The sequence below is a fragment of the Roseburia intestinalis L1-82 genome (assembly GCF_900537995.1).
Taxonomy (GTDB): domain Bacteria; phylum Bacillota; class Clostridia; order Lachnospirales; family Lachnospiraceae; genus Roseburia; species Roseburia intestinalis.
Genome location: NZ_LR027880.1, coordinates 2,157,455 through 2,181,910, shown reverse-complemented (window position 1 = coordinate 2,181,910; position 24,456 = coordinate 2,157,455). Strand labels below are relative to the sequence as shown.

The 24,456-nt window shown below is 38.9% G+C and carries 28 protein-coding genes; 22 read left to right on the top strand and 6 right to left on the bottom strand.

Annotated features, from left to right (window positions below):
• Positions 1 to 15 precede the first annotated feature (15 nt).
• The 7 genes from RIL182_RS10205 (at position 16) to RIL182_RS10175 (ending at position 3,976) form a co-directional block, all read left to right on the top strand.
• Entirely contained in the window at positions 16 to 576 is a 561-nt protein-coding gene (locus tag RIL182_RS10205; RefSeq protein WP_006859237.1) for a hypothetical protein, read from the top strand.
• Positions 577 to 708: 132 nt separating this feature from the next.
• Positions 709 to 1,200, top strand: a complete 492-nt coding sequence (locus tag RIL182_RS10200; RefSeq protein WP_055306800.1) for a hypothetical protein — start codon at positions 709 to 711, stop codon at positions 1,198 to 1,200.
• A 60-nt stretch (positions 1,201 to 1,260) separates the two neighbouring features.
• Complete coding sequence (locus RIL182_RS10195; protein WP_006859236.1) at positions 1,261 to 1,878, top strand: hypothetical protein; 618 nt, start codon at positions 1,261 to 1,263, stop codon at positions 1,876 to 1,878.
• Between the two features lie 19 nt (positions 1,879 to 1,897).
• Positions 1,898 to 2,344, top strand: coding sequence for a hypothetical protein (locus RIL182_RS10190; RefSeq protein ID WP_006859235.1), 447 nt, complete (start codon positions 1,898 to 1,900; stop codon positions 2,342 to 2,344).
• Between the two features lie 80 nt (positions 2,345 to 2,424).
• Entirely contained in the window at positions 2,425 to 3,108 is a 684-nt protein-coding gene (locus RIL182_RS10185) for a DUF3879 family protein (RefSeq protein WP_006859234.1), read from the top strand.
• A 50-nt stretch (positions 3,109 to 3,158) separates the two neighbouring features.
• A complete protein-coding gene (locus RIL182_RS10180) occupies positions 3,159 to 3,437 on the top strand; it encodes a hypothetical protein (RefSeq protein ID WP_006859250.1) in 279 nt (92 codons plus the stop codon).
• Between the two features lie 116 nt (positions 3,438 to 3,553).
• The gene (locus RIL182_RS10175; RefSeq protein WP_006859233.1) at positions 3,554 to 3,976 is read left to right on the top strand and encodes a winged helix-turn-helix domain-containing protein; all 423 of its coding nucleotides are present in this window, start codon (positions 3,554 to 3,556) and stop codon (positions 3,974 to 3,976) included.
• A gap of 21 nt (positions 3,977 to 3,997) precedes the next feature.
• Here RIL182_RS10175 and RIL182_RS10170 read toward each other — a convergent pair whose 3' ends face one another.
• Positions 3,998 to 4,255 (bottom strand): helix-turn-helix domain-containing protein, encoded by a 258-nt coding sequence (locus tag RIL182_RS10170; RefSeq protein ID WP_006859232.1) that lies wholly within the window; start codon positions 4,253 to 4,255, stop codon positions 3,998 to 4,000.
• 169 nt (positions 4,256 to 4,424) lie between these two features.
• On the opposite strand from RIL182_RS10170, the gene RIL182_RS10165 reads away from it, so the two are divergent.
• Positions 4,425 to 4,760 (top strand): hypothetical protein, encoded by a 336-nt coding sequence (locus RIL182_RS10165; protein WP_006859231.1) that lies wholly within the window; start codon positions 4,425 to 4,427, stop codon positions 4,758 to 4,760.
• 93 nt (positions 4,761 to 4,853) lie between these two features.
• On the opposite strand, the gene RIL182_RS10160 is transcribed toward RIL182_RS10165, so the two are convergent.
• The gene (locus RIL182_RS10160) at positions 4,854 to 5,204 is read right to left on the bottom strand and encodes a helix-turn-helix domain-containing protein (protein ID WP_002593580.1); all 351 of its coding nucleotides are present in this window, start codon (positions 5,202 to 5,204) and stop codon (positions 4,854 to 4,856) included.
• Between the two features lie 525 nt (positions 5,205 to 5,729).
• Here RIL182_RS10160 and RIL182_RS10155 point away from each other — a divergent pair.
• The 11 genes from RIL182_RS10155 (at position 5,730) to tnpC (ending at position 17,689) form a co-directional block, all read left to right on the top strand.
• Positions 5,730 to 6,170, top strand: a complete 441-nt coding sequence (locus RIL182_RS10155; RefSeq protein WP_006859230.1) for a sigma-70 family RNA polymerase sigma factor — start codon at positions 5,730 to 5,732, stop codon at positions 6,168 to 6,170.
• Entirely contained in the window at positions 6,154 to 6,402 is a 249-nt protein-coding gene (locus RIL182_RS10150; RefSeq protein ID WP_006859229.1) for a helix-turn-helix domain-containing protein, read from the top strand. The genes RIL182_RS10155 and RIL182_RS10150 overlap by 17 nt, the downstream gene beginning before the upstream one ends.
• Positions 6,403 to 6,846: 444 nt before the next feature.
• Positions 6,847 to 7,041 carry a DUF6462 family protein gene (locus tag RIL182_RS10145; protein WP_006859228.1) on the top strand — a complete coding sequence of 65 codons (195 nt, stop codon included), beginning with the start codon at positions 6,847 to 6,849 and terminating at the stop codon, positions 7,039 to 7,041.
• 101 nt (positions 7,042 to 7,142) lie between these two features.
• Positions 7,143 to 7,322, top strand: coding sequence for a hypothetical protein (locus RIL182_RS10140; RefSeq protein ID WP_227700698.1), 180 nt, complete (start codon positions 7,143 to 7,145; stop codon positions 7,320 to 7,322).
• Positions 7,323 to 7,359: 37 nt separating this feature from the next.
• The gene (locus tag RIL182_RS10135) at positions 7,360 to 8,601 is read left to right on the top strand and encodes a tyrosine-type recombinase/integrase (protein WP_006859226.1); all 1,242 of its coding nucleotides are present in this window, start codon (positions 7,360 to 7,362) and stop codon (positions 8,599 to 8,601) included.
• A gap of 381 nt (positions 8,602 to 8,982) precedes the next feature.
• Complete coding sequence (locus RIL182_RS10130; protein ID WP_134523278.1) at positions 8,983 to 13,299, top strand: fibronectin type III domain-containing protein; 4,317 nt, start codon at positions 8,983 to 8,985, stop codon at positions 13,297 to 13,299.
• A gap of 217 nt (positions 13,300 to 13,516) precedes the next feature.
• Positions 13,517 to 14,644 (top strand): AAA family ATPase, encoded by a 1,128-nt coding sequence (locus RIL182_RS10125; protein WP_006859224.1) that lies wholly within the window; start codon positions 13,517 to 13,519, stop codon positions 14,642 to 14,644.
• A complete protein-coding gene (locus RIL182_RS10120) occupies positions 14,645 to 15,130 on the top strand; it encodes a hypothetical protein (RefSeq protein ID WP_134523276.1) in 486 nt (161 codons plus the stop codon).
• A gap of 81 nt (positions 15,131 to 15,211) precedes the next feature.
• The gene (gene tnpA / locus RIL182_RS10115) at positions 15,212 to 15,550 is read left to right on the top strand and encodes an IS66 family insertion sequence element accessory protein TnpA (RefSeq protein WP_022112634.1); all 339 of its coding nucleotides are present in this window, start codon (positions 15,212 to 15,214) and stop codon (positions 15,548 to 15,550) included.
• Positions 15,543 to 15,896 (top strand): IS66 family insertion sequence element accessory protein TnpB, encoded by a 354-nt coding sequence (gene tnpB, locus RIL182_RS10110; protein ID WP_022112633.1) that lies wholly within the window; start codon positions 15,543 to 15,545, stop codon positions 15,894 to 15,896. The genes tnpA and tnpB overlap by 8 nt, the downstream gene beginning before the upstream one ends.
• Before the next feature lie 146 nt (positions 15,897 to 16,042).
• Positions 16,043 to 17,689, top strand: a complete 1,647-nt coding sequence (tnpC, locus tag RIL182_RS10105) for an IS66 family transposase (protein WP_055195231.1) — start codon at positions 16,043 to 16,045, stop codon at positions 17,687 to 17,689.
• A 334-nt stretch (positions 17,690 to 18,023) separates the two neighbouring features.
• Here the strand turns inward: tnpC and RIL182_RS10095 are convergent, their stop codons facing one another.
• On the bottom strand, positions 18,024 to 19,121 hold the full coding sequence (locus RIL182_RS10095) for a prephenate dehydrogenase (protein ID WP_006859353.1): 1,098 nt from the start codon (positions 19,119 to 19,121) through the stop codon (positions 18,024 to 18,026).
• Positions 19,122 to 19,469: 348 nt separating this feature from the next.
• Here RIL182_RS10095 and RIL182_RS10090 point away from each other — a divergent pair, with 348 nt between their 5' ends.
• The gene (locus RIL182_RS10090) at positions 19,470 to 21,563 is read left to right on the top strand and encodes an elongation factor G (RefSeq protein ID WP_022113009.1); all 2,094 of its coding nucleotides are present in this window, start codon (positions 19,470 to 19,472) and stop codon (positions 21,561 to 21,563) included.
• 107 nt (positions 21,564 to 21,670) lie between these two features.
• Positions 21,671 to 22,996, top strand: a complete 1,326-nt coding sequence (locus RIL182_RS10085; protein WP_242655649.1) for an InlB B-repeat-containing protein — start codon at positions 21,671 to 21,673, stop codon at positions 22,994 to 22,996.
• Positions 22,997 to 23,072: 76 nt separating this feature from the next.
• On the opposite strand, the gene RIL182_RS10080 is transcribed toward RIL182_RS10085, so the two are convergent.
• A complete protein-coding gene (locus RIL182_RS10080; RefSeq protein WP_006859351.1) occupies positions 23,073 to 23,351 on the bottom strand; it encodes a hypothetical protein in 279 nt (92 codons plus the stop codon).
• A gap of 58 nt (positions 23,352 to 23,409) precedes the next feature.
• Positions 23,410 to 23,736: a hypothetical protein gene (locus RIL182_RS10075; RefSeq protein ID WP_006859350.1), complete on the bottom strand. Its 327-nt coding sequence runs from the start codon at positions 23,734 to 23,736 to the stop codon at positions 23,410 to 23,412.
• Between the two features lie 131 nt (positions 23,737 to 23,867).
• Here RIL182_RS10075 and RIL182_RS10070 point away from each other — a divergent pair, with 131 nt between their 5' ends.
• Positions 23,868 to 24,032, top strand: coding sequence for a hypothetical protein (locus RIL182_RS10070; RefSeq protein ID WP_015560517.1), 165 nt, complete (start codon positions 23,868 to 23,870; stop codon positions 24,030 to 24,032).
• Positions 24,033 to 24,144: 112 nt separating this feature from the next.
• Here RIL182_RS10070 and RIL182_RS10065 read toward each other — a convergent pair whose 3' ends face one another.
• Positions 24,145 to 24,369 (bottom strand): hypothetical protein, encoded by a 225-nt coding sequence (locus tag RIL182_RS10065; protein WP_006859349.1) that lies wholly within the window; start codon positions 24,367 to 24,369, stop codon positions 24,145 to 24,147.
• Positions 24,370 to 24,456: the final 87 nt, after the last annotated feature.

The following is a 24,456-nucleotide window of genomic DNA, read 5'->3' as shown; positions in this document are numbered from 1 at the left end:
AGGAGGTTTAAAAGTATGGATATACAGGCACTTGGAATGCTGAGTAATATAACAGCAATTGTGCAAAAACAAAATGTGAATACTATTTCAGGTGATATAAATGTAGAAAAGGATTTTTATGGGACTCTAAGGGAACAGCAGATAAACTGTGTAAAAGAAGATATATATAATAAATTTCATATTGATGTGGGGGCTGCAAATGGCTATTTTGAGTGCTACATTCCAAGTGATGTGCTGTACAGAATGAATACAGACACAGTATTAAGACAAAAAGTTTATGATATGCTTGCGGATTATAGCAGCGATAAATTTAAACTAACGATGCAGACACTTAATCCGCCTGTAAAAAAATGTACACTGGTTTTTGATGATAATGGAGAGGGAGTTGCCACATTAGAGCCGGATGTAGGTGGAGAGAAGGCTGCTTCGGAGAGATCAAAGAATACTGAAAAAGTAAGGATAATGAATGGGAGCGATATAAAAGCCTTATTGCAAAACGATATACAGGAGATGATTGAAGAGATAGAAAGACAAGGAGTTATGGCAACGGAATATAAAAAGAAAAGTATTTTATAAATAATGTAAAAAGAGAATGCTTGGACTCAAAAAGAGAAAGCATAAGCAATTCTGACTGACAGAGGAATTGCAGAAACAGGTAGCAGCCGGAAACGGAGTTTTAAGATATTGAATTGCAAGGTGGTGAATAAATTGAAAAAAATAGTTTTAACAATTACAAGCATTTTTATGATAATAATTAGGTTTTTAATAGCAAATGATATGGGTCAAAGCGCTTTAAGGCACGATGACACATCTATAACAAATAATATATTGAATAGTAAAGAGGAAACATTTCAAGGGGTAAAAAGTAATAAAGATAGCTATGAGAGTGACATAGGATATGCAGATAATGATTTGGTGTTTCGGGAGTATTCTTGGGGGTATCGTTTAGAAAAAGGATATGAGATACTAATTGAGCAAGATAAGATTATTGGTGAAGTAGAAAACACGCAAACAATAGTTGTATTTTGGAATGATAGTGTGTATAAAGAGTTTGCTTTTGATGGCAACGATATTGAGTTTGAAATAGATAAAAGTGGCAATTACAGTTTTTATGCAATTGATTCAGATGGTAACTCCTTTGATATTATGTCGATAGTAAAAGCGTATAAATCAGCAGATGGAGGTGTAATGCCATTGTAATCAGATGTGAGTATAAGTGATTCTAGCTGACAGAGGAATTGCAGAAAGGTTGAAAAAATTATGGATATACAGGCACTTGAAATACTGAGTAATTTAGCGGCAATTACAACAAAGCAAGGTTCAGGAGATGCCGAAGTTGTTTCTGGGGACTTTAGCAGACTCTTAAATGAAATAAATACTATGCAGAGTGTTAGCGATATGCAGGAGGAAATTTGCAAAAAGTTTAATGTTACACTTCATGTTGTAGATTATGCATGTAATACGACAGACCAAACTGCCGAAAATTTTGATCTAGCGATGCTTGACAGTGGGAAATTTTATGGAGCTGGAAATGTAGTCATTTCTAAGAAATCTCTATTGAGAATGCAAACAGATAGTAGGTTTAGGCAAAAAGTATATGAGTCAATAGAAGGATTGGGCTGTACGAGTAAAATGACAGGAGGAATTGTAAAAAGTACAGGAGTATTTATTCACGAAGATGGAACAGGCGGTTACTGGACGGAATTTGACTGGGGAGACGAGGAAGATAATGGAAAAGGGAAAAAACTGTTAATTAGTAAAAAGCCTTTAAATGAATTTTTTCAAGAGCGCAGCAATATAGGTTATCAGCTGACAGAAAATGATATAGAAAATATTATGCCACTCATGATAACGGGGTATTATAAAAAACAGGAGTAATATTTTTTGAGTTAGAGTAATGCTTGAAGATGCCTGTAAAGAAATGGGATTATCTGATGAAGCAGCAGAACAGATAACAACTGCATACGGTAAACAGGCAGAGGAGAAAATCAATAAAGTGAACAGTATGGTTGAGTTTGTTGCAAAGCAGGTAAAAATTGAAAGAGAGAAATTCTATCAGGAGCATGGAGAACCTGCTTACAGAGTGGGAAGCTCTCCGGCAAGGAATACGACAGGAAAAGACAGCGTGGAAGTAAATAAGGAATCGAACAGTGATATTTACAAGATGTTTGCAAATCTTGATGTAAGCAGCAAAGAAAACTTCAAAAGCAGCTTTGAAAATGCGCTGGCAGGGTTCGGAAATTATTTTGTTTCTGATCCGATTGAAAATTATAATGGAACAAGTCGGGAGCAGATGCAGTTAGATGAACTGGTGAAACGATTTCAGAACTTCTTAGAAGTATAGGCATCAATTTGGATATAAAGATTTAAAATTAGTTGTAATGAAACGGATTTCACATTTAATTTGACAAGGAGGTTGCAATTATGCCGAGAATTACAGATTACAGTTTCTTATTTCAGAGTATGTTTGGGACATCAAGGATGAATTTAGTCAACAACATTCAGTTGTCCCAAATTAACAGTAGCTCCGTACAGGCACAACTAAAAGCAGCAGGGATTGACACAAACAGTAAACAGTACAAAGCGGCACTTAGCGAAATGATGAAAAATGGAAATGGTGCAATGTTTACGAATGTTCAGGCGATCAAGAATCTAATGAGCCAGTATGATAAAAATGGAGATTGGGTTGATCCGAATACCGGATTAACAGGGCTTGCTGTAACTGATGAGAACAGAAATAGTTATAAACATATCATCTCTATTCCGGAGAGCAGCCGGGAAGAAATGTTTGAACTGGCAAAGAAGGAATTTTTAAGGGATAATGGCACTCTGAATGGTGATACCACAAAGAGGGAAGATGTATATGTTAACTTATATAGAAAAATGAACAAAGATGACCGTTTGTCAGCGGGATGGACAATGGAGCAATATGAACATCAATACAGGCAGGCATTTGCAGCAGCGGCGAAAGCTGCTGATCCCTCATGGAAAGCGGGTGATCCGATACCGTCTGGAGCATTGGATGGCATTACAAGAGAGTCTGTTGAAAGTACACTTGCAAATAGCGGAAGCGGTTTTGTGAAGAAATCAATAGATGTCAGTATTTAAAAACTGTAGCATTAAATAATGCTTGCGGAGCTGAGGGATAGGTGGCTTACATGGGTAAATATAAAGTATTAGATATTTTTTCTTTTTTACCTGCTAATGTGATAAGTTTAGAACAATTAGAAAAAATGTTTTTAGATAGCTTATCAGAAATATCTAATAATACAAAATTGGGTAATGAAGAAATTGTTGTTACTTGTAGTTCTCAATCTTGGTTTACTGAAAACATAAAAGAATGTGCCACAGAATTAAAGAGTGAGGGAAAGCAAGTAGCATATATCGTATGCAACGAAAAAGTAATTTCCGTTATAGGATATAGGGAAAATGAATAAGAAAAAACAAACAGCAGATAACATACTGCTTGGCTGGATATGGGAATCATTCTTTTGAATTTTCCAGAACTTAGGCAGTATATAAAAGTAATAAGGCAGGTGATGTGTATGGGAAAATGTTAGTTCTGACATTTGAAGATAATGAGGATGATATGATGAGCCACATATTATCGTTGATAAATACCAGAGAGGAAATCATTCAGATGTCAGGTTTGAATAATCATCTATTGAATTTCAAAGGTCTTAAGATTGATGAAGTTCAACGGGTGATCATTCGGGAAAATCAGGAGATAGAGCTTACTTATACGGAATTTGAGATTTTCAAGCTTCTTGCAAAGCATCCGGGAATAGTGTTCAGCAAGGAACAGATTTATGACATTGTGTGGAAGGAATCCTATTCCGGCGATTACAACATTGTCATGAGCCATATACGCAACATACGAGAAAAGATAGAGGATAACCCGAGCAAGCCTGTTTACATACAGACGGTATGGGGTGTAGGCTATCGTTTCAACAAAAATTTAAGCAGCGGTCTGTAAAGAACAAATACAGATCACTGCTTATTTTTCATTTCTGACACCTAAAAGATATTCACAAGATACATGAAAAAATTCAGCAAGGGCAACCACTTCATAATCCGGTACAAAGCGTGTCCCTTGTTCTATTCGTAATACGGTCAAATCGCTAAATTCATATCCGGCAAGCTGGAGCTGTTCTGCCAGTGCTTTTTGCGATAGCTGCCTTTCAGTTCGCAATTCCTTTACTCTCTGACCTATCAGATTTTTGGAATTGCTTTCTTTATTCCAGTAAATTTTCATATCATCACCAACTTTCTAAAGATGAAGTGCCACATGATTGATTTTACGGAATAATCTTGATAATATACTTCTAAAGATGAAGTACGAAAAAATATTGTTGTAAGAAATTTTAGGATTGATAATACTGCCTGTAAAATGCAATACTTATTTAGAGAAAGGTGGACACAAAATGAATGAAGTATTTGAAAGATTATCTGATGTTTTTGAGGAGCTTCGAAGCGATGCAGGCGAACGGGAGTATTCCATACAGACAGAGGAAGCAAAGAAGGCGGATAAGGAACTGAAAAAAGAAAACCGGGAATATGAAAAATTCTTATCTGACCTTTCTACAGAGCAGAGAAATTTTTTAGAAAACTATATGGATATTGTAGATCATGCGCACTTTCAGGAGCAACAGAGAGCCTATTATCAGGGTATCGTAGATGCAGTACAGATACTTGCCGGATTGGGGATTGTTAAAGAGAGTGTTAAGGTGAAAGAGTTACTGAATACAATAATGAAATAAGTAAGCAGGGTGGAGCGTTCAATCATGGAACTTCCACCCTGTTCTTCTCCAGAATAATTCAGAAACAATCCAGAAAAAATCGAAATCTTTCTGCTATTCTGTTTCATGGGTCTTATATGTACGAAGATAGGCTTCTACCAGTGCAAGAATGGTGGTTATCTGATCGTTTGTACATTCTGAAAGATAAACCAACAGTCTTTGGTAATCCAGATTATCAGTTGGAGCTGCCGGATAAAAGAACGGATCAGCAGAGATGTGTAAAGCTCGAATGAGCTGACCGAGTTTTTCAAGGCTTGGAACATTACCATGATTTTCGATCTCTTTGATATATCTTGATGAAACACCGGATTTTTCGGATAATTCATCATAAGTCAGCTTTTGGTCTAATCTGGCTTTCTTCAGGCGAAAACCCATGTCTTTATCAATTTTCTTAGATTTAGCCATGTCATGCACCTCCGTATATAGTGTATAGTTCACCATTTAAAAAGAAAATGAACTAATAACGCACTATATCAGAGGGATATAATGCACTTGAATAAAATAAGTAACTTTGGATATTGCATATAAAAAAACGCAGTATTCAAAGGTTTTTTCTCATGTTTTTATCCTTTGAATGTGTTTGGGAGAGTTATGGATTCTGAACCGTTGAAAGGATATTTTTGTATTTGGGAAATATTATCCTGCCCATTGCGTGGAAGGACAGCTAAATAGGTCGCATTTTAAGTAATGCGGCAAATTCTACAATTGAAAGTGTATTATATACACTCGTAGAATGTGGAGAAAATTTAATATCAGCTATAAACGGTGTCCTGTGGGTATATGCCCATAAGGGCGTTTTTTATATACAGAAAAATTTTCCTAAAAATTTTTCAATCCACCCGAACATCTTCCCAGTTTCATTTGGGAGATACACCGGAAGGGAAAAAGGGCAAAAGCCTTGGCATTCGGAACGGGAGGAGGTGAACTCGTATGGGGCAACCTTCTTCTAAGGATGAAATGACTATCCGGCACCAGTTTGACCGGTTATGCCAGATGGCATTAAAAGGCGAAGCTGTAAATTATTACAAACACATGGACTATCGCAGGAAACACGAAGTTACATTCTCTGAACTGTCGGAAAAGGAGTTGAGCAAATTATTTACTATGGATGAGTATGGAACAGAATATCATCATTTTGAAGTGCATGGCTATGACATTGAAGTAAAAAATACCCTGATTGCTGAAGCTTTGAAGGAACTTACAGAAAGAAAAAGGAATGTTATTTTACTTTCATATTTTATGGAAATGAGCGATGCGGATATTGCAAGAGAAATGAATCTGGTTCGCAGTACCATTCATGAACACAGGACACGCTCACTTGAAATTTTGAAGAAGATCATGGAAGGAATAGCAGATGAAAAAGATGTATAAAAGCAGAAATGAGGAAAATTTGTTGCCTTTCCATATTATAAAGGCAGCATCAGAGGGCGATGTAAGTGCCATCAATACAGTGTTAAAACACTATGAGGGATACATAATCAAATTGTCTACCAGAAAGTTATATGACGAAAGCGGACAGGTGCATTACTGCATTGATGAAACTCTGCGTCGCAGATTAGAAACAAAGCTGATCACAAAGATATTGGCTTTTGAAGTTGCATAACAGGCGGTTAGCATTGTCCCTTTCCATTCGCTGATTGCTGCGTATGCACCCTGTACCTTGACAACTGAATATTTTTTGCATACAGGACGTGAGGATATGTGGAGCCACTAGGTAGATTCGCCAAGATGTACCTGCTCTTTGATAGGAGTGAATGTGAGGAAATGTTGAAACATTACATTGAAGCAAAGGTATGGAGCGAGAAGATCTGACAAAATGTGTGGCAGTAACACAGGGCGATGAAGCATATCCGTGATAATGATACTTCCGGATTGTAAGGAAATTTGCAGTCCGGTCAATTTGAATGACGGTGCAAGACCGATGTGGGCAGAGTAATGATCTGTCACCTGTATTGCATTTTTATCTGCCTATGAGAGCCAGCAAGAGAATTGTGGGTTGTCATTGGCAGATATAAAATGCGTGTTAAATTTAAGGAGGATTTGAGTAATGCAGAGGATGCCAAAGGCAATAAATAAAAAAAGACTGGTCAGATATAAGGAAGGGGCAGAAATGTACAGCATGGGTATGAATAAATTTCAGACTCTTGCCAAAGATGCGGGAGCAATTCTGAAGATAGACAGAATGGTGTTAGTAGACCTTGATGTGTTTGACCAATATCTTGAGTCATTTCGGGTGAAATAAATTTTGCAGACAAGGAAAAAGATTTTGGTTTAACCAAAATTCACTTGACTTTTGGTTAAACAGAAAGTATAATGATTATGAAATGGATGGAGGTGTATATTGTGGCTAGAACAGGTAGACCGAAGTCTGATAATCCTAAAAAAACTCTTATCGGATTAAAACTGACGGAGGAAGAAGCTGCAAGACTGAAAGGATATGCGTCCAAACATGACATGACCATAACACAGGTGCTACAAAGAGGTATTGATATGCAGTATGCAATGGATAAACCGGCTGAGTAGCTAGTACAAAATCTCTTTCCTTGAGAGAGGAGACGAGATGGCGAAATCAAGAAAGGATAACAAAGGGAGAGTATTAAGAAAAGGCGAAACTCAACGCAGTTGCGATGGTAAGTATGTATATACTTATGTTGATCCGGAAGGAAAGCGCCGGAGCATCTATTCTAAGGACATCATGGAATTGCGGGAGAGAGAAGTTAAACTGATGAAAGATCAGCTTGATGGGTTGGATACGTATGCAGCCGGAACATCTACAATCAATTTTGTTTTTGACAGATATATATCGACAAAGGCAGAGTTGAGGGAAACAACAATGCGGAACTATAAATATATGTATGATCGCTTTATACGAGGTGGATTTGGCAAGAAGAAAATTGCCGCTGTGAAGTATTCTGATGTATTGCAGTTCTATCAGCATTTGTTGAAAGAGAAGGAAATGCAGATAAATACGCTAGAAACAATTCATACTGTTTTACACCCGACATTTCAGCTTGCTGTGCGTGATAACATCATTCGTGTTAATCCAAGCGATGGAGTAATGGCACAGATTAAAAAGCAACCGGGGAAAAATCATGGTGTGAGACACGCTTTGACAGTGGAACAACAGAGAGCCTTTATACGCTATATTGATGAAAGTCCTACATTTTACCACTGGGCATCATTTTTTAAGTTCCTACTTGGAACAGGTTGTCGAATTGGAGAAGCAATCGGTATCCGATGGGAAGACATTGATTTTGAAAAAAGGACGATCAGTATCAATCATAGCGTGGTTTATTACAGTAGAGAGTTCAAAGAACATCCGATATGTTCATTTGCTGTATCTCTTCCAAAGACAGAAGCTGGTATACGCACGATTCCGATGATGGATACGGTTTATGATGCACTCCAGATGGAATTGGATGACCAGAAGGAACATGGATTTAATGAAACAGTGATTGATGGGATGAAAGGATTTATCTTTATGAATCGTTTTGGCAATATCCATAATCCGCAAGCTGTAAACAGAGCAATCAAGCGTATATATGAAGCACACAATGCAGAAGAAGTGGTAAAAGCTGCAAAACAGCACAGAGAGCCTGTGATAATACCACATTTTTCATGTCATCATTTGCGACATACCTTTTGTTCAAGGTTTTGCGAAAATGAAACAAACTTAAAGGTAATTCAGTCTATTATGGGACACGCAAATATCGAAACAACCATGGATATTTATGCGGAAGTTACCGATACTAAAAAGCAGGAAGCAATTCAAAATTTAGCACACAATTTAGATGTATTTTAGGAAAGAGTCCGGCATGGACTGACGAGAGTACGACAAAATGTGTGCCATACGACAAGAGTACGACAAATTCGAGTGGTGTAATCAGCATAAATATGTTATTATAATAATGTTGGAACACCGAAAAAGGCTTTATTAAAGGAAAAAGCATTAAAGTAAATTAAATTGATGTGAAATCCGGACAGTGTATTTGCTGCGCAGGATGATACCGCAGTCATAAAGGAAGAAGAGACCGGGACAGAGAGCAGTGAAGTTACGGAAAGCGAAGAAACAGAAGAATCGGAAGAGACTCTGACAGAAAAGACCGGATCAGACGGTGAAACAGAACCGGACGAAACACAAGCGGCTGAAATCGTACAGACAGAGACGGACAATGAAGCAGATATGACAGAAACTGAGGAGACTGTCGAAATTAAAGAGACGGAAACAGAAGAGCAGACAGAGGAGTTACAGGAGACAGAGAAAACGGATGCCAGGGTTACCTCAGAATTGACGGTCAGAGGAACAGACAGTTTCGGATCAATGTTTGCACAGGAATTTTCTGGTGTTGCAGCCGAGCAGACTGAAAATAATGGATGCAATGTGTTTTCGATTGATATGAGCGGGAATCAGGCATCTGTTTCTTTTGAAACAACACAGGATGCAACACTTGTCGTTGCAGTATATGATGAGAACGGCAATCAGATGCTGGCTTCCGGGAAAAAGAACGTAACAAATACAGAGACAGAAACAACAGTAACGATCAATTCCGGCACGATTCCACAATATTATCTGGTGCGTGGATATCTAATCGAAACAGAGACACTTCGTCCAATCTGTACAGTATATGAATCCTCTATGTATACGCAGGAAATGCAGGAGTTTTTAGCAAAGACGACAGATGATTTTGACGAAGAAAAGGTGCTGAACCTGGATGACGATGATACGAACAATTTTGCAGTCTATGGAGACGATACCATTATTATTCCATCTGAAACGGGAAAAAATATTGTGGTGTCGGCAGATGATTCCACAAATACATATGTGATCAAAAATGCAGATACAGACATGACATCTTTGGAAGAAGGAGATATTTTTTCCTATGAATATGCAGATGGTCAGTTTATTATAACGAAAGTTGCATCGATTGATGTAAATGGAACAACGGTTACGATTACCGGTGATGACATCGAAATGGAGGATGTTTTTTCCTATGTCAAAATTGATGCATCAGATGATCTTGCAAACGCAACGATCGATCCGTCTGCCTGTGGGGATGGTGTCACATATGAGGGACTTTCGGATGAGCCGGAGAACAGTGAGTATAAAGCAGCCGACATCAGTGGAAGTGTCAAAAAGACAATGAAATTCAGATTGGATAAATCAGGAAAAGATTCTGATGGAAGTTACAGTATTTCAGGCGGTTTGTGGATGCGGATTACATATTCTGCAAAATTATATCTTACATTTTCCAAGTGTTATGTGGAATTAAAGCTGGATTATAAAGGCAGCCTTGATATTACAGCAAAAGGAAAATTTACAGCAACTGTACCGCTACCGTCTGTGGGATATATGTTTTATGGTATTATTGTGGAACTGACGCCGTCTATGATATATGAGTGGGAAATTAATGGTGCAGTCGGCGCTGATATCAGTGGTACTTTTGGCATTCAGGCAGATAACAATGGAATTACAAGCCTGACCACAATGCCAAAATGTACGCCTAAACTAAAAATCAGTGGAAGTTTTTACTGGGGGCTTTCTTTAGAACCGCGTGTAAAAATTTTGAGTAATAATGTTGCTTCTGCAAGCCTTACAGGTAAAGCGGGCATTAAGTTAAATGCATCATGGAAACCGGAAATCCTAAAACAGGAAAAGACGATTCACAGCTGCCAAAAATGTATTGAGGGAAAAATTAATGCAGAGCTTACGCTAAAAGCAGGCGTGAAAATGCTGAGTAAAATTTCCTATAATATAAATTTAATTGGGGAGTCGAAGAAAATCGCTGATTTTTATTATTCCATTGATCATAATGATTATGGTCTGACGAAGTGTCCGCATTTAAGTTATCGTTTGAATCTGGTTGTGGTTGACACAGATGGTAATCTGCTGCCGGATACTGTAGTAACGATTACGGATCAGACAGGACAGTTTGAGGAAGTAAAGAAAAAGACGGATATGCTTGGCAAATTATCAGTCTATCTGCCGGAAAGCCGGTATACGATCACTCCGGTAAAAGATGGGTATGTACCTACCAGAAGAAACATTGAAATCCATATGGATGAGACGATAGATGACTTGCGGATTACGTTATGTAAGACAGTTGGAGGGTGGACAGGAAATAAAATTGATACGGTCAGACCGGATTTGGGGTTAAATAGTTATTCACAGGTATTGAGCTCAGGCGTTAACTATATGGGTGTTATATCAGGAAATGGGAGTTTGTATATGTGGGGAAATAATGATTGTGGTCAATTAGGAGATGGAACAAAAACGTATCGAGATATACCTGTAAAAATAATGGACAATGTTGTTTCTATTAGTACAAGATGGGACTCAAGTGGTGCTATTACAAGAGATGGAAGTTTGTATATGTGGGGATGCAATGATTATGGTCAATTAGGAGATGGAACAAAAACAGATCGAGATATACCTGTAAAAATAATGGACAATGTTGTTTCTGTTAGTGTAGGAAGGTATGCAAGTGGTGCCATTACAAAAGATAGAAGTTTATATATGTGGGGGTATAATGCATGGGGACAATTAGGAAATGGAACAATTGTAGATGAAGTGATTCCAGTTAAAGTTTTAGATGATGTAGTTGCAGTGGGCACGAATGGTGCAACAAGTGCTGCAATTACTTCAAATGGCGATTTGTATATGTGGGGGGTAGACATATATGGCTATGAACCAACAAAGATAATGAGTAATGTAAGGGATATAAAGTTTGGAGATGATTGTTACGGAATAATTAAAGAAGATGGAAGTTTGTATATGTGGGGATGCAATGATTATGGTCAATTAGGGGATGGAACGACGGAAGGTAGATATGTGCCTGATGTGCCTGTAAAAATAATGGATAATGTTAGGAATGTTATTATGGGGGAATACAATATAAATGGTGCAATAACAAATAATGGAGAACTTTATCTATGGGGAACGGGACATTTAGAACCAGTCAGAATAATGGATAATGTTTTAGCAGCAAGTATATCGATGACCCTATATCTTAATAGTGGGGTATTAACAAAGGATGGAAGGTTGTATGAATGGGATGATAATGATATGATGGCATTTGGTGCGCCTACTGTAGAAATTACAATCCCCGGTGGCGTAGCCCTCCCCTCCGCCATATCCACACAATCCGAAGAATCATCCTCAGATTCCGTACCAGTTTTAACAGCAGCACCGGATTCCACACAGCAGGCATCCGAGTCTGAACCAGTAGATCAGCCGGAAGCACTCGAAGAAGAGGCAGTCTCCGTATTTAAAGCCGACGCCACCGAAACCAACACCGCCACCGGCACACAGACGGCATCTTTCAAAAACCTGACGCCGAACGATACCTACAATTTTTATGTGGCAAGATCCCTGACTGCAGATGACCTGCTCGCCTCTGACAATATTTTAGATATCCGTCAGGCAGTGGCAGGGGAAGATGGCAGGATGAGTGTGACCTACCAGCCGAGAGAGACGGACGATAATGCAGTTATTTTTGTTGTCGGAAGTACACCAAAAGATCTTTCCGGTGCGCAGATCACGATTGGAAACACCACATATAACGGTACGGCAAAAAGTGTGACAGCAGCGGTTGAATGTGATGGTAAAACATTAGTCGAGGGACGTGATTATCTGGTAACCGGTGGATTTGAAATTACCGGGTTAGGTACTTACACATTAACGATCATAGGTACAGGTATTTATACCGGAACGGCATCTAAAACATATACGGTGACCTGTCAGCACAATTATACGGAGAGCATAACGAAACAGCCGACCTGCACTGAACCGGGAAGAAAGACTTTAACCTGCAGTATCTGTGGGGCAGTCAAGGATACTACATCGATTCCAAAGACAGCGCATACTTATAAAAACAAAAAGGTGACAAAGCGTGCAACAACCAGTAAAAATGGTACATTTACAGCAGTATGTTCGGTATGTGGGGCAGAACAGACGGAAGTGATTTATGCTGCAAAAACGATAAAACTTTCCAAAACATCTATGACGTATAATGGAAAGAAGCAGAAACCATCTGTAACTATTACGGATGCGGCAGGAAAGAGGCTGAAAAACGGTACTGATTATAAGGTGACTTATCCGAAAAAGACACAAAATGTTGGAAAATATACAGTGACGGTGACATTAAAAGGCAATTATACCGGAACCGTAAAAAAGACATTTACGATTCTGCCAAAGAATACAGCCATTTCCAAACTGACAGCTTCAAAAAATACGGTCACAGTAAAATGGAAGAAGCAGACAAAACAGACCGCCGGTTATGAGATCCAGTATTCCACCAGCAGTAAATTCACAAAGAAAACCACAAAGACTGTAAAAGCTGCAAAGAACAGCATGACTTCCAAAAAGATTACAAAGCTGAAAGCAAAGAAAAAATATTATGTACGCATCCGGACGTATCAGACAGTCAAGGTTGGGAAAAAATCAACAAAGATTTATGCCAGCTGGTCGAAAGCAAAGACGGTTACAACGAAGAAAAGTTGACATTACTACCCGAAATTGATACTATAATTACAGAACAAGCGGTTGTAATAAAAAGTCCTCCGCCATAAGGCGGGGGACTTTTTTAGCACTATCAATATGCAATGTGAATAGTCATTGCATATTGATTTTAATGGAATTATAACAAAGGAAAAAGAGGTTATTTGTTCTCCTCATTCAAAATACTTAAGCAGAGTTGAAGAAAGGGAGGACATGTGAGGTGTTAAACGTGAAGCTGAAATGGATTGAATTCGAGAATTTAAGAACAGGACTAAAGATTGAACGTGTTGTATTTAATGATGATATCACATTGTTGGTTGGTCTGTCTGGTGTTGGTAAAACCCAGATATTAAATGCGATAGAATATTCTCTGAAATTGGCTGTAAATAAGAATTTACGTCTGGAACCATATAATACGACTTTATGTTTTCAAATTGGAGAGGAAGTATATGTATGGTCATATAGAATACAGCAGGATCATACAGAGGATATTTTTGAACCAAAAGAAATAAAGTATTTTTTTGCCTATGAAAAACTTCAGAATATAAAAGGTGATATACTGATGCAGCGTACACCTGATACGATTCAGGTGACAGGTTATGATAAGGTACCGACACCTAAAAAAGATGAAAGTTTATTAGTACAATATTCGGAAGATGCCTTTGTCAAACCAATAATTTCTGAAATGTTAAAATTATATCCAATAGAAATTGAAATGGATGTGAGAGGGGCAATTGCGCAGGAAAGTTTTAATATGTTTAAAGCAAAGATTAAAGAAAGCTTTAAGGAAAATGAAAAACAGCCTTTTGAAAAATTCAGCCATTTACCTGTTCCTCTAAAGATTTATATAACAAAAGAATATTATCCTCAAATGTACGCACAGATTTTTTCTGCGGTTAAGGAGCTGTTTATGGAGATTAACAGTATAGATATTGTTGAGGATCCTGATCGTGAAATATATATGGTGGCAATAGATGTATATGGAAAAAGATTATTGCAGCATGAAATATCCAATGGAATGTTAAAAACGATATACTATATTGTTGAGTTGATCACTATGTCAAAAAACTCTTTAGTATTAATAGATGAATTTGAGAATGGATTAGGGGTAAATTGTATAGATGTATTGGCAGAACTATTATTGGGGGAAAGAAGGGATTTACAGTTTGTTATTACCAGCCATCATCCTAAAATTATAAACCAGATTTCAAATAAGAAATGGAAGATCATTGAAAGAGACATTGCGACGGTAAAAAATTTTACAGCTGAAGAGTATGGAATCATGCATAGTCAGCATGATGCATATTTTAATTTGATAAACAGATGGGAATTTGAAGGTAAGATATAAATGAATTATTATTTTTTGCTTGAAGATGAAAAGTCCTTTATAAAGGTTTTGCCTGAATGGTTAAAATATATGGGGATACAAAACACCAGAGTGCAGGATATTACATATGTTCGGGAAAATAATTATGTGATGCAGAGCGGACAAGGTGTTACGCAGCTGATCACAAGAGTTTTATTCCAGACGATAGATACAATTCTGCTGAATCCGGGAAAAATAGATCAGTTAATAGTGATTTTGGATTCGGAAGAATATAATGAACAAGAACGAAAAAAACAGGTTGAAAACATTATCAAGGAATATATTGAAAAGAAGAATTGTGTTGTAGGTTTTTTATATAAAGTTTTTGTCTGCAATCATTGTTTTGAAACATGGCTTTTAGGAAATGGAAATTTATATCCGGATATTAGACCGGAAGGTGATTTTCAACCATATTACGACGAATATAATATAAAAGTAAATGATCCTGAATTAATGGCTGTGCCGTAAGTACGTAATCATTCGTATCTGTCCGCAACTATATTTTTCTGATACACTCTTTTCATAACAAAGGAAGGAAACTGTATCATTATGAAAACAGATGAAAAAATCACACTGTGGTCTGAACGAATCCATGAATTTCAATCCAGTGGGCAGACTTGCAAAACATGGTGTCAGGAACATCACGTTCCAGTCTCTACAATGAATTACTGGATGCACAAGCTGAAAACATTGGACGGACAATCGGATACAGATATGATTTTTGCAAAAATGCCAACGGAAACGGAAATTTCAAAGAATGGGACTTTGAACATCAGCCCATCTCCAGTCCGTATTTTTATCACAAACGCTATTCGGATTGAAGTGATGCCGGAATGCCCGCTGGAACTTTTTCATGTTCTAATACAGGGACTGAAAGATCATGCTTGATCTGGCAGGTGGCACAACCGTTTACCTTGCCTGTGGAGCTACCGATCTGAGAAAAAGCTATCACGGACTGGCTGCAATTATCAAGCTGAAATTCAAACTTGATCCCTATTCGCGCTGCATGTTTGCGTTCTGCAACCGCAGGCGGACTTCTATTAAGATTCTGCAATGGGACGGATCTGGTTTCTGGATTCTGATGAAGAGGCTTGACAGGGATTCCTTTCACTGGCCGGAAACTCCGGATGAATTACAGAAAGTGACCCTGAAAGAAATGCATTGGCTGTGTGATGGTCTTTCACTTACTCCGAAGGGAGCTTTTGAAGAACGTCATCCAAAGATTGTTGTATAAAGAACGGATTTGTCAATTCGCAAAAAACACGAAATACTCGTGGATATCGATATATATTCCTACACAGTAAAACGTTGATTTTTCTCGAATAACAGGCTTTTTTGTGTTATACTTGAATTATCATTTAAAAGTTTGGAGATTGCCGGATGGATCCGTTTTTTACAGAGGAACAGCTGAATAACATGAGCCGTGAAAACATGATGGAAGTTATGAGAATCATGCAGAATCAGGTTCAAAAAAAAGAGACCGAGGTACAGCTTCTGAAAGACAAGCAGAAAGAACTGGAATTTATGAATGCAATGCTTTCAGACCGTCTTGCGCTTGCACAAAGAAGACGTTTCGGTTCTTCCAGTGAAAAATACGCAGATGGATATGAACAGATGGATCTGTTTAATGAGGCTGAAGTCAATGCAGATATGGATACTGCTGAGATTGAAGAGGAAATCGTGATTCCATCGCACAAACGGAAAAAACGCACCGGCAAAAAAGAAGAAGATCTCTCTAATTTCGAAGTAACAGAAACAATCGAATATAAACTGACCGGCGAAAACCGCTATTGTCCGGACTGTGGAACAAAGTATAAAGTCGTCACAAAAGAAGTCGTAAAACGACTGAAATTCATCCCCTCCACCTTTGAAGTGGCTGAAGAAGTAACCTATGTATACAGTTGTCCAAAATGTGGTGCTATGATCCGGCCGGAAAAAGAGTTTCCGCTGATCAAGGGAAGCATTGCTACACCTTCGCTGGTTGCCGGAATCATGAATGCAAAGTATGTCAATGGCATGCCGCTGGCAAGACAGGAACGGGAATTCGCAAGGTATGACTTAAATCTTTCAACAAAAACAATGGCAAACTGGATCATCAGCTGTGCAGACCGGTATCTGGGACTGCTTTATAGGCAGATGAAGGAAGAATTCCTAAAGAGCAGATACATCCATTGTGATGAGACCAGGATTCAGGTAATTGATGAACCGGATCAGAAAGGATCATCTCAAAACTGGATGTGGGTATATCTGACAGATCATTACAGTGAATCCCCACAGATGGTTCTCTTTGATTATGAGAGAACGCGTGCCGGATATCACCCGGTAAACTTCCTTGGAGATACATTTCATGGATATCTGACGTGTGATGGATACCAGGCGTATCATGGACTGAACGATTCCATTACCGTAACAGGATGCTTTACCCATGCGAGACGCCGTTTTGATGCTGCGCTCACGGCATTAAAAAAGGATTTCACAAAGGAGCAGCTGAAAGAAACAGTTGCATATCAGGCAATGACGAGGATCGGAATCCTGTATAAAGTAGAGGAACTGATCAAAGATAAGACACTGGAAGAACGGTATCAGGAACGCCAGAAGCAGTCGCGTCCAGTAGTGGAAGCTCTGTTTGAATGGCTGCATTCGATGGAAGATTCTGTAGACAGATCTTCCCTTATTGGTGATGCCATTTTATATACGCTGAATCAGGAAAACTATCTTCGCAGGTACTTGGATGACGGGCATCTGAGCATTGATAATAATAGTGCGGAGCGTGCAATCAAAAATTTTGCAGTAGGCCGCCGGAATTGGCTGTTTGCCAAGAGTATCCGTGGTGCAGATGCCAGTGCTGTTGTTTATAGTATCGCAGAAACAGCCCTGCTGAATGGTCTGAAGCCGTATGTATATCTTTCCTATGTATTAGACGAGCTTCGTAAAATGGGACCTTTTCCAAAGCCGGATGATCTAAATCGGCTTTTGCCATGGTCAAATGAATTACCGGAAGGATTTCGAACCAAAAAGAAGAAATAAAATGTGCCGCCCTGATGGGCGGCATGTTTTTTAAAAAGGCAAGGTACAGATGATTACGTACTTACGCTGTGCCGGACGATATAAAAGAAACGATAGCTGTTTATCATTTCCATTATTTACATGAAATGTGCAGATATAACAGAGTACGGTACAGTAAGAAAAAACCTATGGAGATGGCAAAAAAAGTATACTTTGATGCTCTGGTATCAAGAATAGATAATAGTGATCACTTACATTCATTTGCTCAGTTTTATGAGTACTTTGTAAATGAACAAAAATGACTATTCAACCGATAATAAAATGCCGTACGATCAACCGACCGTACGGCATTTTCCTATCTTTCATAAATCGTATAATGATGTTTCTTAAGCAGTGCAACCGCCAGCGCTAATGATTCCCCGTCATACATTTCAAGTCTCAAAACACCGCCTTCAAACTCACGGTTATGAATGATCCCGATATTTTTAATACTTAAATTATTGCTCGCAAGGATCGTTGCGACGGTGGCGATCCCACCGGTCTCATCAATCAGGTCTAAGTACAGTTCGTAAACATTCTTCAAAGCACCTTTTGCCGTGATCGTGATGGAATCACGGTAATCTTTGGCTGCAGTAAAGGCATCTAACAGTGCAGGGGAATCTGCATCTGCAATGTTCGTGCGCATTACCTCTAATGTATGGATATAGTTGTCCAATAATTTTAAAATCTGTTCCTGATTGGATAAACAGATATTTTCCCACATGACAGGAGAAGAAGATGCGATACGCGTGATATCTTTAAAACCTCCGGCTGCGATGGTTTTCATGATCTCATTTTCATCGTCCGATTCCCGCACCAGGTTGACAAGGCTGTATGCGATCACATGCGGCAGATGACTGATCGCTGCGGTCGCATAATCGTGCTGCTCATAACCTAAAACCAGAGGAATTGCGCCGAGAGAGCGCACCAGCCCGGTCAGTTCTTCCACAGCAGGGGAAGGACTCTTTGTGGTCGGTGTGATAATATAGTAAGCATTTTCCAAAAGCGTCTCTGAAGCATTAGAAAGACCGGTCTTCTCAGAACCCGCCATCGGATGACCGCCGATAAAATTGGCTTCAAGACCGAGTCTTATCACTTCTCTGTGGATCTCCGTCTTGACACTGCCGACATCCGTGATGATGCAGTCCGGAGAAATTACATCTTTCAACTGCTGCAGATATTCAATATTTTTCCTGGTCGGCGTGCACAGAAAAATGTAATCGCAGTCTGCGAAATCCTTCAGTTCACATGGTGTATTGTTTATGATCAAATGTTCTTTATAAGCTTCGGCAACTGTTTCTGCATGGTGTGCAGTTGCAATCATTGTAAGTTCCGGATGAAGTGCATGCAGTTTTTTTGCAATGGAACCGCCGATGAGTCCGAGTCCGATAAAGCCTATTTTCTGAAGTGACATATATAAAAATCCCCCTGTTAGATGTTAAAATTCTATTCTCATAATTCTTTACCTATCATAGACATAAATCACAAGAAAGTCAACACGTTAAAGTATAAAAGTGCAGATTGCATGAAAAAATAATCAAAGTATGGATGAAATGTGAACACTATGTAAACATTCCATGCAAATGGTTATAAAATATTTAAAATGCATACATAATATATAAACAAATTTCAGGTAATATAAAAATAGTTAGTAAATATGAATAAATAAGTTGTAATAAACGTGTAAATTTAGTAAAATATAACCATACAACGAGTGCCGTTTAGAGGTATCGACTAAAAAATATGTATTGGAGGATTTACTATGAACGTTTACACAACTGACAAGATTCGTAATGTGGTTCTGCTTGGACATGGTGGATGTGGTAAAACAAGTCTCGCCGAGGCGATGGCTTATCTTGCGGGGATGACAACACGCATGGGAAAAGTTACCGATGGTAACACGATCAGCGATTATGACAAAGAAGAAATCAAACGTCATTTTTCCATCAACACAACTGTGATACCGATTGTCTGGGGTGATACCAAGATCAATATCCTTGATACACCTGGTTATTTTGATTTTGTAGGGGAGGTAGAAGAAGCAGTCAGTGCTGCGGATGCAGCAATTATCGTAGTATCCGGTAAGGCTGGCATTGAAGTCGGCACAAAGAAGGCATGGGAGTTATGTGAGACATACAAACTGCCGCGTATGGTATTTGTTACAGATATGGATATCGATGAGGCAAGTTACCGGCAGGTCGTAGAAGATTTACAGCAGCTATACGGCAAGCGGATCGCACCTTTTCATCTTCCGATCCGTGAAAACGGACAGTTCGTTGGTTATGTCAATGTATTACAGCAGCGGGCAAAACGCTGGAAAGATAACGGCGAAGTGGAAAAGGTAGAAGTGCCGGAGTATTCCAAAGAGAATCTTGGTATCTGCAGGGAAGCATTGATGGAGGCTGTTGCGGAGACGAGTGAAGAATTTATGGATCGTTATTTTGGAGGGGAAGAGTTCTCCGAGGATGAGATCCGCCAGGCACTCCGTGTCAATGTATCCGATGGAAGCATCGTTCCGGTGCTGATGGGTTCGAATGTTCTTGCACGCGGCATGTATACACTGATGGTCGACATTGTAAAATATCTTCCGAGTCCGGAAAAACGTTCCTGCACCGGAATCAATGCAAAGTCCAACGAGGTATACAATGCAGACTATGATTTTGCAAAACCAAAATCAGCTTATATTTTCAAAACGATTGCAGACCCGTTTATTGGGAAATATTCATTGATCAAAGTTAATTCGGGAGTTATCAAAACAGATGATCTTCTTTACAACCAGCATAAAGATACAGAGGAAAAAATCGGAAAGATCTATGTACTCTGTGGCAATAAGCCGGAGGAAGTAAAGGAACTGCATGCGGGAGATATCGGAGCGTTAGCGAAGCTGACTAAAGCAGCTACCACAGATTCCCTTTCTACCAAAGCGAACCCGATCCTGTATATAAGAACACAGATCTCCATACCATATACTTATAAACGTTATAAGGCAGTCAACAAAGGAGATGAAGATAAGATCTCGCAGGCATTGCAAAAGCTGATGCTCGAAGATCTTACATTAAAAACAGTCAATGACAGTGAAAATGGCCAGACATTACTTTACGGTATGGGAGACCAGCACCTTGATGTTGTGGCAAGCAAACTGTTAGAGAGGTACAAAGTTCAGATTGAACTGAAAAAACCAAAAGTAGCATTCCGGGAGACCATTCGTAAGAAAGCGGATGTGGAATACAAGTACAAAAAACAGTCCGGCGGTCATGGACAGTACGGTCACGTTAAGATGACCTTTGAACCTTCCGGGGATCTTGAAACACCATATGTATTTGAACAATGCGTTGTCGGCGGAGCAGTTCCAAAAAACTTCTTCCCGGCGGTGGAAAAAGGAATCCAGGAAGGAGTTGTGAAAGGACCGATGGCAGCTTATCCTGTGGTAGGAGTAAAGGCAGTATTATATGATGGATCCTATCATCCGGTAGACTCTTCTGAGATGGCATTTAAGGTTGCAGCTCTTCAGGCATTCAAAAAAGGCATTATGGAAGCATCACCGATTCTGTTAGAGCCGATCGCATCCTTAAAAGTTGTTGTACCTGACAAATACACAGGTGACATTATGGGAGACTTAAACAAACGCCGTGGACGTGTACTTGGAATGAATCCGACGGAACACGGTTATCAGGAGATCGTAGCTGATATTCCTTACATGGAATTATATGGATACAACACAGATTTACGATCCATGACCGGTGGAAGCGGAACATTTTCCTATGAGTTTGCAAGATATGAGCAGACACCTTCTGATATCCAGGAAAAGGAGATCGCAGAGAGGGCAGGCAAACTTGATAATACGGATAATTCATAAAACAGTTTCTGAAAGAAACAGGTCTTCCCGAAAGCAGGATAAAAACACAGACTGGATGTAACATTTTCCGGTGTGTGTAATTAAAAAGAAAACGGGGAGGAATGGATATGCGGTATGGCAGAAAAATTTGCAAAGAACTATTTGTAATTTTATATGTATTTATTTTTCTTGTAAGCGATCCGAAACTGGTTCGTGCCTGCAGTATGATCATCCTCCCTGATACTTCAAAGGAAACCATTACCAGTGATGATGTTACATTTGATTTTTTTGATACACAGGATCCGTCAGAGTATCACATTGTATATGAGGTAAATGGCGGTATTAACAGCAGCAATAATCAAAAAACAATCCAAAAAGAAGAACTTCCTTTTACACTGGACGTGCCGGTTAAAATGGGTTATAATTTTGCTGGCTGGTATGCAGACTGCAGCTATTCCAGAAAAGTTACGAAAATAAATGAAGACAGTCCGGCGAATATGGTTCTTTTTGCAAAATGGACAAAAAATATTGACAATCATTATAATGTGGAAATGTATTCTTATCAGACAGGCACGATTCGTGACAACAGTCAGAAAGAGTTAAAGGAATGTTCCTATACTTTTTTGGATGATCTTTCTATTCCGGGAATGCCTTCTACCAGGGAAAAAGACTATAAGGATAATCTGATCAGCAGTTCCAGCCAGTGTATGCAGGGACTTTGTTTCACACCGGATTATATTCTTATTACTGCATATTCGGAAGATCGCAAAAATCTTGGATCACTGATGGTGTTTGATCGTGAGAGCGGCGAATATCTGGTAACACTTGGCATGAAAAAAGAAAGTCATCTTGGCGGTATTGCTTTTGATGGCGAGAATGTCTGGATCTGCCATTCAAATTCCAATACCTTAGAGCGTATTTCCTATGAATATATTACAAAAATCGCACAGGATGCGCCGGAATATTGCATTGATGCATCGGCATTGTCAGACGAATACCGCCTGAAAAATACACCATCCTGCATTACCTGCTACGGTGGCAGACTCTGGGTTGCTACACACACCAGATTTTTTGATTCCGAGATGTATTCATACAGCTATGATAAAAAAGAAGATAAGCTGACGGCAGTCAGCAACTATAATCTTCCGAGTAAAGTGCAGGGAGTGGCATTCGATGATAACGGATCAATTTATTTAAGCACTTCCTATGGAAGAAATAATTCTTCTTATTTAAAAGTTTATTCTTCTCTTCTTTCATTGGACAAAAAACCAAATGAACCGAAGGTAAAAGTGGAGATGCCACCTTGTTCGGAAGAAGTTGCTATTGCAGATGGTACGGTGTTTGTTTTATTTGAATCGGCAAGTGCAAAATATTTTGAGGGTACAGATGGTATGGGAAAGAGTCCGGCGCCGATCGATAAATTATTAGAGGTAAGTGTAGCTTCCATCTGGTAGACTTGAGAAAATGTTAAGAAATCATAAATAAATATGCAGATACAAAAGGGGTGGAGTGTTCCATCCCTTTTATTAGTTAATTTTGCTTCCGGTCTTTCATGAGCCGGATAATTTTATCGGCCTTCTCAGATTCCTCTTTTGACATGTTTTGTTTTAGCAGGGTGACAAGCAGCTCTGTTTCGGGGTCTGTGAACTGGATATTATTTGTTTTTGCTGCATTCATGGTGCCAAGAAGAAACGGCATCATATCTTTAATGTTTGTTGGTTTTTCTTTTGATGCAAAATTCATTAAAAACTGCAGTTTTTCCGGGGACATATTTTTTAACCCCGGATTATTCCAGAAATCATTTTCCATCACTATTTATTCCTTTCAAAAATGTAATGCTTTGTTTTGGCAGTTTTCTTACAATATATTATGCAAAAATAGTCTCATAGGTTTCCATCATAGAGATCATATTTGTGATCATATCAAGTGTTTCAAGCTCTTTGTCTGTACAGAATTTCCGAAGGTCATTTAACATGGCAAGAGTAGAATTTTCATCCTCACTGACAGAGCACATGGACATGACTTTATCCTCCTGGTTGAATACTTGGATCGTATTCTGTAATTCCATATATTTGATCAGAATAGCAAATTGCTTTTTCTGGTCACCTTTCATATAGGGAATCGCAGTTTTTAACATTTGCAGTTCACGGGTCTGTGTCATATTATCAAAGGGCGTAAATGAATTTGGTTCCATAAAGATGCCTTTTTTCTTTTAGTTTATGAACCCGGAAAATAGATTATGCCAGATATCACATGGATGAGGGGACAGTTTTAGTGACGGTATCAGGCAGTCGGCATAAAATAAAACGGGAGGAGGAATCAAATATGCTGATTATTGATGGAAACAGTGTTTATGAGATAGATGAGGAATGTGTCAGAAAAAAGAAAGTGCCAAAGGAATGTGGAATCTACGAGAAGATGATGCAGCAGCAGAATCGGGAAAAAGACCGTGAGTATGCTGCACGGGATCAGAACACAAAGCGTCCGTAAATTCGGCTGACATACAAAAACGTCTCTTCCATAACAGGCAGAGACGTTTTTCTTTATAAATCTTATAGGGCGGCCGGAATATCCGACCGCCATTTCAGAACAGATGATCTGACTAGCAGAAACCACATCCATTGTTTCCGCCGCATCCGCCACAGCAGAAGAGAAGCAGGATGATCCAAAGACAATCATTGTTGCCTCCACATCCATTGTTTCCACCGCAGAAACCACCATTGCCGCCACAGCAGCATAATAAGATGATGATCCAGAGAATGGAATTGCATCCTCCCTCGTTACAGGAACATCCACCACCACAGTTTGTTGCAGCTAAATCACTCATATAAAACCTCCAGGTTTTTTCTTACACTGTATCTTATGTGAGCGCAGAATAAGTGTTACAGATTTGAATAAATTTTTTTGAATATAT